Annotated in this window: 8 protein-coding genes; 1 reads left to right on the top strand and 7 read right to left on the bottom strand. The window is 42.3% G+C overall.

What is annotated here, in order from left to right; all coding sequences use genetic code 11:
• Positions 1 to 60 precede the first annotated feature (60 nt).
• Positions 61 to 1,131 carry a DUF3083 family protein gene (locus N473_RS02760; protein WP_063366613.1) on the top strand — a complete coding sequence of 357 codons (1,071 nt, stop codon included), beginning with the start codon at positions 61 to 63 and terminating at the stop codon, positions 1,129 to 1,131.
• Between the two features lie 27 nt (positions 1,132 to 1,158).
• Here the strand turns inward: N473_RS02760 and N473_RS02755 are convergent, their stop codons facing one another.
• The 7 genes from N473_RS02755 to N473_RS02725 all read right to left on the bottom strand — a co-directional run bounded on the left by N473_RS02755 (position 1,159) and on the right by N473_RS02725 (position 11,937).
• Positions 1,159 to 2,862, bottom strand: a complete 1,704-nt coding sequence (locus tag N473_RS02755; protein ID WP_155735517.1) for a GGDEF domain-containing protein — start codon at positions 2,860 to 2,862, stop codon at positions 1,159 to 1,161.
• Between the two features lie 185 nt (positions 2,863 to 3,047).
• Positions 3,048 to 4,079 (bottom strand): hypothetical protein, encoded by a 1,032-nt coding sequence (locus N473_RS02750; RefSeq protein WP_155735516.1) that lies wholly within the window; start codon positions 4,077 to 4,079, stop codon positions 3,048 to 3,050.
• 503 nt (positions 4,080 to 4,582) lie between these two features.
• Complete coding sequence (gene sucD, locus N473_RS02745; RefSeq protein ID WP_023399328.1) at positions 4,583 to 5,455, bottom strand: succinate--CoA ligase subunit alpha; 873 nt, start codon at positions 5,453 to 5,455, stop codon at positions 4,583 to 4,585.
• On the bottom strand, positions 5,455 to 6,621 hold the full coding sequence (gene sucC / locus N473_RS02740; RefSeq protein WP_023399327.1) for an ADP-forming succinate--CoA ligase subunit beta: 1,167 nt from the start codon (positions 6,619 to 6,621) through the stop codon (positions 5,455 to 5,457). The genes sucD and sucC overlap by 1 nt, the downstream gene beginning before the upstream one ends.
• A gap of 185 nt (positions 6,622 to 6,806) precedes the next feature.
• Positions 6,807 to 8,297, bottom strand: a complete 1,491-nt coding sequence (odhB, locus tag N473_RS02735) for a 2-oxoglutarate dehydrogenase complex dihydrolipoyllysine-residue succinyltransferase (protein WP_063366610.1) — start codon at positions 8,295 to 8,297, stop codon at positions 6,807 to 6,809.
• Between the two features lie 10 nt (positions 8,298 to 8,307).
• Complete coding sequence (sucA, locus tag N473_RS02730) at positions 8,308 to 11,121, bottom strand: 2-oxoglutarate dehydrogenase E1 component (RefSeq protein ID WP_063366609.1); 2,814 nt, start codon at positions 11,119 to 11,121, stop codon at positions 8,308 to 8,310.
• Positions 11,122 to 11,211: 90 nt separating this feature from the next.
• Positions 11,212 to 11,937: a succinate dehydrogenase iron-sulfur subunit gene (locus tag N473_RS02725; RefSeq protein WP_039609797.1), complete on the bottom strand. Its 726-nt coding sequence runs from the start codon at positions 11,935 to 11,937 to the stop codon at positions 11,212 to 11,214.
• Positions 11,938 to 11,945 lie beyond the last annotated feature (8 nt).

Genomic DNA, 11,945 nt, shown 5'->3' with positions numbered 1-11,945 from the left:
AAATCGTCACGTAAATTCAATAATATGAAGTCAAATTAGGTGTATCGTTAAGGATTAAAAATGGCATCATTGAATTTACATCGCGTCTATATTCCAACCAATGCTCGCAATAACCACTACATTCTGGCTGAGTTTAAACCTGATGACTCATTTTACAGCCATTTTGATGACTTAGAGAGTGCATATCAAAGGCTTGCGAGAAAGTTATTTGCACTGTGTGATGAATATGAACTCTATAACGTTCAACTTATCGTGAACGACAAATTACCAGTTGTCCGATATCATGAAGAAGCATATAGCTTACAAACAGATAAGCAAATACTGTTTTTTTACAACCCAAAATACCATGAAGCCCATAAGATCTATCAAGACGAAGGCCACAAAGCGAGAAAGATCCGTTTGTTATTTTTAGCAACGGGTGATGAATTAAGAGCAAATGCAGCGGCATTTCACAGCAAAGTAAAGCGCACCTTAGATGCTTTACAAACACAATACGAAAAAGAGAACATGTGCTTTAAAGTAAGGGACCATCAACACCTAACTTACGATATATTCTCGAAAATAAAAGGACACAGAGAAACATATGGCTATAAGTTAAGAAGCTTATATCCAAGATATCAGGCAAGAAACTGCTCACTGCCAGAGGCACACAGTGAAATCACTTATGTTACTTTTTCAGTACCGATCACCAGAGCGATAAAGACTGAATATCAACACTTATTGAGACCAGGAGATTATTCTGGGTTTTACCGACATATTGAAGACAAACTATTGACAACCTGTACTCAGCTACAGCTTTCTCATGTAGGGTTTGTGGCTGATGGTCGAATGCCAATAATAAGAAACAGTCAAATCGATAAGTCGGCACACAATAGAGAGCTACAAAAGTTAAGCTTTGATACATCTTTAGCAGACGGTCAAACCCATACAATTTGGGACGCGCAACATTTATGTGATGTCATGCACTTTGTCATCGTGGCCAGTGATGCGGATAACAAAGATGCTGGCTATGGAAAATTTATGAATAATGTAGAAACGATGGTTCGACGATTTATTACTCAACTACCTATAAACCCTGAGAAGCAGGATGTAACAATGCGGTTCTTCCAGCATATTAGTTATACTTACTAATCAAATAAGGCAATCTAAAGCGGGTGGTCAAAATGCGACCACCTGCCCTTTTGCAGTCCGTTTAACATGAATTAACCGGCTCTCTAATTCAGCAAAGATATTACCAAAATCCCCTTCCTCCGAGCATATCAGCGCCCCTGACATTTGCAGTGCCGTTACATTTTCTTGTGCGGCAAATACATGCTGTAATACCGCTAATCTTTTTTGTAAAACAGGCTTTTTCATCCCTTCACACAAAATGACGAACTCTTGCCCACTCACTCGACATACAAGATCGCCATCATCCCTAAACTGCATAGATAGCTGTTGTGCCGCAAATTTAATAGACTTGGCATCCATATCCGAGGCAGACATAGTTTCACTTTGTTCAGGACTGATCTCAATAAGCGCCATGGCATAATCGAGATTCTTCTTTGAGATCCCTTCAAACTGCTCAATAAAATACCGCCTGTTATATAGCCCTGTTACAGTATCTTTATAGTTCAAAGATTGTGCTAAATTGTGTTTAGAGCGCCTATAGTAAATAATCACAGCGCACAAAGTAACAATAAGCAGTGCGATAATAATACGGGCATGCTTAAGCGCTTTTACAACTTCGTCTTCAGCTGCCGTGTTAACTTGGCGAGCTGATCTGATTGGTTGCTCGAGTACAATTGCTTTGTGTTCAGGTTTGCTTTGTGTTTTAAGTTCACTTTCTTCAAGCAAGCGAATGTAAGTACGCAGCGTAGAAATTGTTTGCGGCAAATCTTGTTTCGATTGATAAACATCGGCTTCAATTTTTAAAGTTTGTCGAGTATAGCGATTATTAAGCGCACTGTTATACGACTTTAACACTTGCTTAGATAGCGCGATTTGCTCTAACGCTTGGTCGAATAACTTCATCTGAGCAAACGCATAGGCTAAATTATTATGTAACACAATGATGTGTGCCGGATTAATAATGGCGTTATGCTGTGTTTGTCGAGCAGCTTGAAGATATTTAATCGCATCAGTAAAATTTTTATTTGAAAGCGCTATTTTACCGAGCCCAGATAAGGCCCAAAACTCGTATCTAGGCAAATTATGTAACTCAGAGACGTTATACATTTTCTGGTAACACTGCTGGGCTTTTTCAATCAGTTGAGCACGTAACAATGTTAAGCACAAATTATACTTAATAGGGAGTCCGTCTAACAAATTGTGAGACTGCTGAGCCAAATCCTGTGCCTGATGTGCATAACCCAAGGCTTTAACATAAAACTTTAACGTCGAATAATAAGCTGTGGAGCTATCATATACCATCATTCTCGTAATGGGGTCGGACTTATTTTCGCTCCGCGTGAGCAGCGCTTGAGCTGATTGAAGTGACTTCAACGCAAAACTGTATTCCTCACGCCAAACAGAAATAATCGCCTCCATTGCATAGGTTCGGATCAGAAAATCGGTTGCTTTATTTTGTGTAAAGCACAACCTAGCTTGTTTGATATATTGCTTTGCCTTGTCCAACTCTCCCTGCTCTATGGAAAAAAAAGCACGATACAAGAACCAATATCCAGACGATAGCTTTAAAGGAGATGCTTGAACTTTTACTTTTCCCGAATCATAAACAGCTTCAGCCGTTTCAATATCTCCTCTAAAAAAAGCGGCGCGTGCTTTCAATGTGAGCCATAAGACTTCATCAGTCGACTCTGGTGGTACTTGAGTCGAAAGCAGCGTTGATGGCGATGTTACAGCTTCAGCTTCGTACTCCAAAAGCTGCTTTTTTGAAACACCGAATGCAGAACACGTAAATAATAAAGAAACTGCGAAAAAAATGAATAGTTGCAAATATAAAAGCCCGTATAAAATCTCTCGCTTTAAATGTAATCCTTTATTACGAAATGTACAATAATTACGGGCTTGATATCCAAAAGAATGCTCAATAGATTTTATAGATACTAAGGCTCCATTAAAGCCGCTTTAGATTTGCTAGCCGATGTTTTTATCGTGTCATGAGTCGATTTTAACGTCTCAGTACTCTTCTGCTGAGGAGAATGAGGCAATGGTGCTTGACTGTATAACGAAGGTTCGCTCTCTTGTGTAATTGTAGACATGAGCTGCTGATTTAATCGTTGGCTTTGTGAGATAGTATCTTTGATATCTTTATTTTGCTGCTGCAATTGCTCAGCGAGATCGGCTCGGGTTAGCCCATTTTTTACTTTATCTTTGGTTCTCTGATCTGTGCTGCCCATCAGCTGGTTAACTACTTCAACTAATCGACTCAACACGCTGTATATCACATCTGCTGAAAAACCACCGAGTAATGCAGCGAGCGGCTTATGAAAGTCACCCAATGAAGAGTGATTTTGAGTTATCTCTTGGGTTGGGATCAGCTCTGCAATCATCAATCCCGCCATAAATCCCATAATCACCATAGACCAATAAGTAGAATCAAACTTGGGATCGTAATTGCATAATCGAATAAAATTACGAGATTTATGTAAACAAGCAAATGTTGCCCCAAGCCCCGCGCAGCAGAGCAAAAATAACTGATTCAGTAAGAGCACCCTGCCTTCTGAGTTAAATAAACCTTCATTAATTGTTTTCTGATTGACCTCAGGTGATATAGACAGCGAAATAATAGAAATTAAAAAGAAAAGCGCCAGCAATGACATATGCCGAACTAACTTAACAGGCCCTAAAAACCTTAACCAACTAACCGAAGTAGACTCCTTGTCCATAATAGCAAGCGTCAGTGGCTTAGCTGGATAAACCAGTAAAGATAACTCTTTATGACACTTCGTCAGGGCAGTTAACTCGTGCTCTAACATTAAGCTATAACTATCTCCCTCTCTCACCTCTTGCTTATTTTGTAATTGATAAACTGTGTTCGGGATATAGCTTGGCATGGTCTTTCCTTCGCCTGAAGCATAGCGGATCATGACATCGCATTCTGTCAGTAAATGACTAACAAAGTCCTTCTTGGACATAGTGTTACCTATATTAAATGGCATCGAGTTGATGTTTATAACAGGGAATATAGTGTCACTTCAAGCACATTTAATTACAACTAACTGTAAAAGATAAATTAGGTCTTAGTTTAAAATAAAAACTAGTAATAAGAGATGAAAGACACCAAGTCAAGGTCGTGCAGACAAGCTTAAGCTTTTGAATAATCTGTTAAAGGTATTCGTCTCATTAAACAATAGTGCGCTCCTCGTTTTGTGTAACTAACTCAACCTCTAGATATTATGTGGGATCAATGTAAATTGGGTTTAATCGCAACTTATGACGAGTCGTAGATTGGCTCGCCTTTTAATGGTTCTTCTAAGACTCATTTAATTGCTAAATAATAATCGTGCAGAGTTTGCTTAGCTAGTGATTATATTACGCTCTCCAAATTCAGTTTGAAAAGTATGAACGCTATTTAGAACGAGTTAATAAAAACAAAAAAGGCTCCCTAGGGAGCCTTTTTTAACTGAATGGTAAACGATTACCAACCAGCTTTTTCTTTAAGTGCAGAACCGATCTCAGCTAGAGAGCGAACAGTCTTAACGCCTGCTTCTTCTAGAGCTGCGAACTTCTCATCAGCAGTACCTTTACCGCCAGAGATGATTGCACCAGCGTGACCCATACGCTTGCCCGGAGGAGCAGTAACACCAGCGATGTAAGAAACAACTGGCTTAGTCACGTTGTGTTTGATGTACTCTGCAGCTTCTTCTTCTGCTGTACCACCGATCTCACCAATCATTACGATTGCTTCAGTCTTTGGATCGTTCTGGAACATTTCTAGTACGTCGATGAAGTTAGTACCTGGGATTGGATCACCACCGATACCAACACAAGTAGATTGACCGAAGCCAGCGTCAGTAGTTTGCTTAACTGCTTCATAAGTAAGCGTACCTGAACGAGATACGATACCTACTTTACCAGGTAAGTGGATGTGACCAGGCATGATACCAATCTTACACTCGCCCGGAGTGATAACACCTGGACAGTTAGGACCGATCATACGAACGCCAGTTTCTTCTAGCTTCACTTTAACATCAACCATATCTAGTGTAGGGATGCCTTCAGTGATACAGACGATTAGCTTAATGCCACCGTCGATAGCTTCTAAGATAGCGTCTTTACAGAATGCAGCTGGTACGTAGATTACTGTCGCTGTTGCGCCAGTTGCTTCTACAGCTTCACGTACAGTGTTGAATACTGGAAGACCAAGGTGAGTTTGACCACCTTTACCAGGTGAAACACCACCAACCATTTGCGTACCGTACTGGATAGCTTGCTCTGAGTGGAAAGTACCCTGACCACCAGTGAAACCCTGACAGATTACTTTAGTATCTTTATTAATTAGTACAGACATTATTTGCCCTCCGCAGCAGCAACTACTTTCTCTGCAGCATCAGTTAGTGATTCAGCAGCGATGATGTCAAGACCAGAGTTAGCTAGTACTTCACGGCCAGCTTCAGCGTTAGTACCTTCAAGACGTACAACTACAGGTACGCTTACACCAACTTCTTTAACTGCACCAATGATACCTTCAGCGATCATGTCACAACGAACGATACCACCGAAGATGTTAACTAGTACTGCTTTTACGTTGTCATCTGAAAGGATGATCTTGAATGCTTCAGATACACGCTCTTTAGTCGCGCCGCCACCAACGTCTAGGAAGTTAGCTGGTTTACCGCCGTGTAGGTTTACGATGTCCATTGTACCCATCGCTAGGCCTGCACCGTTAACCATACAACCAACGTTACCGTCTAGAGCAACGTAGTTTAATTCAAAGCTTGCAGCGTGAGCTTCACGTGCATCTTCTTGTGAAGGATCGTGGAATTCACGGATCTTAGGCTGACGGAAAAGCGCGTTGCCATCAACACCAATCTTGCCGTCTAGGCAATGTAGGTTGTTTTCGTCAGTGATTACTAGAGGGTTGATCTCTAGAAGTGCGAAATCGTGATCGATGAACATGTTCGCTAGACCTAGGAAGATCTTAGTGAACTGTTTGATCTGTGCTGGGTTAAGACCAAGCTTGAAGCCTAGCTCACGACCTTGGTATGCCTGAGGGCCTACTAGTGGATCGATTTCAGCTTTGTGAATTAGTTCTGGCGTTTCTTCAGCAACTTGCTCGATTTCAACACCACCTTCAGTTGAAGCCATGAACACGATTTTACGTGAAGCACGGTCAACAACAGCACCAAGGTATAGCTCATTTGCAATATCAGTGCAGCTTTCAACTAGGATCTTAGCAACAGGCTGACCTTTTTCGTCAGTCTGGTAAGTTACTAGGTTTTTACCTAACCAGTTTTCAGCAAATGCGCGGATCTCGTCTTTGCTATCAGCTAGCTTAACACCGCCAGCTTTACCACGGCCACCCGCGTGTACTTGACATTTAACGACCCACTTGTCGCCACCAATTTTACCAGCAGCTTCAACTGCTTCCTGAGGAGTGTCACAAGCGTAACCCTCAGACACAGGTAAACCATATTCGGCAAAAAGTTGTTTTGCCTGATACTCATGCAAATTCATGATGCTTTATCCAATTTTTTATACTAAAAATGCTGAATATTTATGCAAATAATCAGCTATCCCAAATTGCGCACATAGTATAGATCCCACGGCGTTTTAATAAAACCCCAGTTAGACCAAAGGCGCAAAAAAAAAGCTGTATGTTGCTTAATTGCACGCATACAGCTTAAGATTTAATCTTTTGATTAAACGTCTAGAAGTAGACGTGTTGGATCTTCTAGTAATTCTTTGATTGTTACTAGGAAACCAACTGATTCTTTACCATCGATTTGACGGTGGTCATAAGAAAGCGCTAGGTACATCATAGGTAGAATTTCTACCTTACCGTTTACAGCCATTGGACGCTCTTGGATCTTGTGCATACCAAGAATTGAAGACTGTGGTAGGTTGATGATAGGCGTAGAAAGTAGTGAACCAAATACACCACCGTTTGTGATTGTGAAGTTACCACCAGTCATATCATCAACTGTTAGTTTACCATCACGACCTTTAAGCGCTAGCTCACGGATACCTTTTTCGATTTCAGCAACAGATAGCTTGTCACAGTCACGAAGTACTGGTGTTACTAGACCACGAGGTGTAGAAACAGCGATGCTGATGTCGAAGTAGTTGTGATAAACGATATCATCACCGTCGATTGATGCATTTACTTCAGGGAAACGCTTAAGTGCTTCTGTTACTGCTTTCACGTAGAAAGACATGAAACCAAGACGGATACCGTGACGCTCTTCAAATACATCTTTGTACTGCTTACGAAGGTCCATGATTGGCTTCATGTTTACTTCGTTGAACGTAGTAAGCATTGCTGTTGAATTCTTTGCTTCAAGAAGACGGTTAGCAATTGTCTTACGAAGACGTGTCATTGGAACACGCTTCTGCGTACGATCACCTACTGGTGCTGCTGGCGCTGCCGCTTTTGCTGGTGCTGCTGCTGGCTTAGCTGCTGGCGCTTTAAGGAATGCGTCAACATCTTCTTTGGTGATGCGACCACCTTTGCCAGAACCTTTAATCTGAGAAGCATCTAAGCCTTTCTCAGCGATTAAACGACGAACTGAAGGCGTAAGCACATCTGCGTTTTCGTCAGATGTTGCAGGTGCTGCGTCAGAAGTTGCTGGCGCTGCAGCTGGTGCACCACCTGCAGAAAGCTTACCAATAACCTGCTCACCAAGTACTGTATCGCCTTCAGCATGCAAGTGCTCACCCATTACACCGTCTTCAGGTGCAACAACTTCTAAAACAACTTTGTCTGTTTCGATGTCAACTAGGTTTTGATCACGGCTTACTGCCTCACCTGGTTGAACGTGCCAAGTTGCGATTGTAGCGTCTGCTACTGACTCTGGAAGTACTGGTACTTTAATGTCCACTTCTTTACCTTCTGCTGCTGGCGCCGCTGCCGCTGGCGCTGCTGGTTGTTCATTTGATTGAGTTGGTGCCGCACCCGCAGCACCGATTTGTGCAATTACTTGCTCGCCTAATACTGTTGCGCCTTCTTCTTCGGAGATAGCAACAATTACACCATCTTCAGGTGCGACAACTTCTAAAACGACTTTATCCGTTTCGATGTCAACTAGGTTTTGGTCACGGCTTACCGTATCACCAACGCTTACATGCCATGTCGCAACGGTCGCGTCTGCAACTGACTCAGGAAGAACAGGCACCTTAATTTCGGTTGTCATCTCTTATTCCTTATTTTTTAATTGTTAATGCGTCAGCAATCAACGCGTTTTGTTCTTTAGTGTGGGTAGACATATATCCACATGCCGGTGCAGCTGATGCCTTACGGCCAGCATATGTTAGGTTTGCACCTGCAGGGATTGCTTCCCAGAAATGGTGTTGAGAACAGTACCAAGCACCTTGGTTCTGTGGTTCTTCCTGACACCATACGAAATCTTTAACATGCTGGTAACGAGCCATGATCTCATCCATCTCTTTGTGAGGGAATGGATATAACTGTTCAACACGTACAATAGCAATATTGTTTAGTTCAAGCTTACGACGCTCTTGAAGTAGTTCGTAGTAAACCTTACCACTACAGAATACAACACGCTCTACGTTTTCCGGCTTAATCTCATCGATTTCATCGATCATATTGTGGAAAACACCATCAGACAGTTCTTCAAGACTAGAAACCGCTAATGGGTGACGTAGCAATGATTTTGGTGTCATTACAATCAATGGACGACGTAATGGACGTACTGATTGACGACGCAGCATTGCGTAAACTTGCGCAGGTGTAGTTGGTACACATACTTGCATATTGTGGTCAGCACAAAGCTGCAGGTAACGCTCCATACGTGAAGAACTATGCTCTGGACCTTGACCTTCGTAACCGTGTGGAAGCAACAGAGTCAAGCCACACAAACGGCCCCACTTTTGCTCACCAGAACTTAAGAATTGGTCAAATACAACCTGTGCGCCGTTTGCGAAGTCACCAAATTGTGCTTCCCAAAGAACCAATGAAGTAGGCTCTGCAGTAGCGTAACCGTATTCGAATGCTAATACAGCTTCTTCAGAAAGTACTGAGTCATAAACCTCAAAAGTACCCTGCTCTGGGCTGATATTTTGCAACGGCAAATAAGTAGACGCATCGTTTTGATTATGAACAACGGCGTGACGGTGGAAGAAAGTACCACGGCCAGAGTCCTGACCAGTTAGACGAATGTCAGTACCTTGGTCAACCATAGTTGCATATGCAAGCGTCTCTGCCATACCCCAATCGAGTGGCTTATCACCTTTAGCCATCGCTTTACGGTCATCGTATATTTTCTTAACACGAGACTGTGCTTTGTGATCTTCTGGGTAGCTAGCAACCTTTTCACCAAGCTCTTTAAGCTTATCAACAGAAACTTCTGTCTCGTAAGGCGTATCCCAGTCATGACCGACATACTTAGACCACTCAGATGAATGCTTCGTTTCTGGCTGGATTTCAGAAACAACACACACACCATTGTCTAAGCCATTTCGGTAGTCATCAGCAAGCTGTTTTGCTTCTTGTGCTGACAATACACCTTCAGCGACAAGTTTGTCAGAATAAAGCTGACGCGGTACTGGGTGCTTTTTGATCTTTTGATACATTAGAGGCTGAGTTGCATTTGGCTCATCAGCTTCGTTGTGACCGTGGCGACGGTAACATACTAAATCAATAACAACATCACGCTTAAACTTGTTACGAAAATCAAGCGCAATTTGTGTTACGAATGCAACTGCTTCAGGATCGTCAGAGTTTACGTGGAAGATTGGTGCCTGAACCATCTTTGCGATGTCAGTACAGTATTCTGTTGAACGTGTATCTTCTGGTTTAGATGTTGTGAAACCAACTTGGTTATTCACAACGATACGAACAGTACCGCCAACGCCATATGCACGCGTCTTAGATAAGTTAAACGTCTCTTGTACAACACCTTGACCTGCAATTGCCGAGTCACCATGAATCGTAATTGGTAGTGCCTTAGAGCCACTTGCGCAATCTAAACGGTCAAGACGTGCTCTTACCGAGCCCATAACCACTGGGTTAACGATTTCTAAGTGAGACGGGTTAAACGCCAATGCCATGTGAACATCGCCGCCTTGCGTCGCGAAATCAGAAGAGAAGCCCATGTGATATTTAACATCACCAGAACCTGCAGACTCGCCATATTTACCAGCGAATTCATCGAATAATTCTTGAGGGTTCTTACCAAGGACGTTAACTAATACGTTAAGACGACCACGGTGAGCCATACCGATAACAACTTCTTCTTGGCCACTTTCACCAGCTCTGTGTACCAGCTCTTTCAGCATTGGTACAAGTGCATCGCCACCTTCTAGTGAGAAACGTTTTGCACCTGGGAACTTAGCACCAAGATATTTTTCAAGACCATCTGCAGCGATTAAACCTTGCAATAAGCGTAGTTTGTTTTCTTTGCTAAATTGAGGCTTAGAGAAACCGGCTTCTAAGCGTTGTTGTAACCAGCGCTTTTCTTCGGTTGATGTGATGTGCATGTACTCTGCACCAACTGAACCACAGTAGGTAGACTTTAACGCAGCGTACAAGTCTTTTAATTTCATTGTCTCTTTGCCACAGGCAAAAGAGCCAACGTTGAATTCTTTATCGTGATCCACATCATCTAAATCGTGGTAAGCCAACTCGAGTTCTCTCACTCGGTCACGTTGCCATAAACCCAACGGGTCTAGATTGGCATTTTGGTGGCCCCTAAATCTAAATGCATTAATAAGCTGCAACACACGCACTTGTTTTGCATCTGCCGCACCTTCTGCAGAAACTACTACTTCTCTGTGTTTGTTCTTAGCAAGCTCAGCAAATTGTGCTCTTACATCGGAATGTTTAATATCAACATCAACACCTTCTACTTTAGGCAGTTGATCAAACACTTCTCGCCATTCTTCTGGCACTGAAGCCGCATCATCAAGATACGCCTCATATAAATCTTCTACATATGCAACGTTACCGCCGTATAAGTGAGAAGATTCCAGCCATGCTTTCATCACACCTTCGTGCATTTATTAGCCCTTTTCTCTAGCGCAGAAACTTAAACTTAAACGAAAACAAGATGGCATGCTCAGCATGCCATCTTAAGATAATAATATGCTTTAAACCGAACGGTTTAATAGCATAGATTTAATGTGTCCAATCGCTTTGGTTGGATTCAAACCTTTCGGACAAACGCTAACACAGTTCATGATACTGTGACAACGGAATACGCTGAACGCGTCATCAAGACCAGCTAAACGCTCTTCAGTTGCTGTATCGCGGCTATCTGCCAAGAAACGATACGCATGAAGAAGGCCCGCAGGACCGATAAATTTATCTGGGTTCCACCAGAATGATGGGCATGAAGTAGAACAACATGCACATAAAATACACTCATAAAGACCATCTAGCTTTTCACGGTCTTCAACAGATTGAAGACGCTCTTCACCACCAGTTGGCTTATCATTGATCAAGTAAGGCTTTACTTTCTCGTATTGAGTGTAGAACTGACTCATGTCAATTACCAAGTCACGAATTACTGGCAAGCCAGGAAGTGGACGTACGATAATTTTACCTTTGCCATTCTTTTGTAGAGCAGACAATGGAGTAATACATGCAAGGCCATTTTTACCATTCATGTTTAGACCATCAGAACCACAAACACCTTCACGACATGAACGACGGAAAGAAAGTGTTGAGTCCTGCTCTTTTAACATAAGTAGTGCGTCAAGCACCATCATGTCACGACCTTCTTCAACCTCAAGTTTGTATTCCTGCATACGAGGTGCAGTATCAACATCTGGGTTGTAACGATAAACAGATAATTCTAAAGTTGCTGTTGCCATCGTCTAAC

This window comes from Pseudoalteromonas luteoviolacea CPMOR-1, assembly GCF_001625685.1.
Taxonomy (GTDB): Bacteria; Pseudomonadota; Gammaproteobacteria; order Enterobacterales; family Alteromonadaceae; genus Pseudoalteromonas; species Pseudoalteromonas luteoviolacea_K.
This window is presented reverse-complemented; position numbering and strand designations above follow the sequence as displayed.

Bases quoted from the DNA above. Each gene is read 5' to 3' on its own strand.
- N473_RS02760 (WP_063366613.1), top strand. From the start codon at position 61: ATGGCATCATTGAATTTACATCGCGTCTATATTCCAACCAATGCTCGC.
- sucD (WP_023399328.1), bottom strand. From the start codon at position 5,455: ATGTCTGTACTAATTAATAAAGATACTAAAGTAATCTGTCAGGGTTTC.
- sucA (WP_063366609.1), bottom strand. From the start codon at position 11,121: ATGCACGAAGGTGTGATGAAAGCATGGCTGGAATCTTCTCACTTATAC.
- sucC (WP_023399327.1), bottom strand. From the start codon at position 6,621: ATGAATTTGCATGAGTATCAGGCAAAACAACTTTTTGCCGAATATGGT.
- N473_RS02750 (WP_155735516.1), bottom strand. From the start codon at position 4,079: ATGTCCAAGAAGGACTTTGTTAGTCATTTACTGACAGAATGCGATGTC.
- odhB (WP_063366610.1), bottom strand. From the start codon at position 8,297: ATGACAACCGAAATTAAGGTGCCTGTTCTTCCTGAGTCAGTTGCAGAC.
- N473_RS02725 (WP_039609797.1), bottom strand. From the start codon at position 11,937: ATGGCAACAGCAACTTTAGAATTATCTGTTTATCGTTACAACCCAGAT.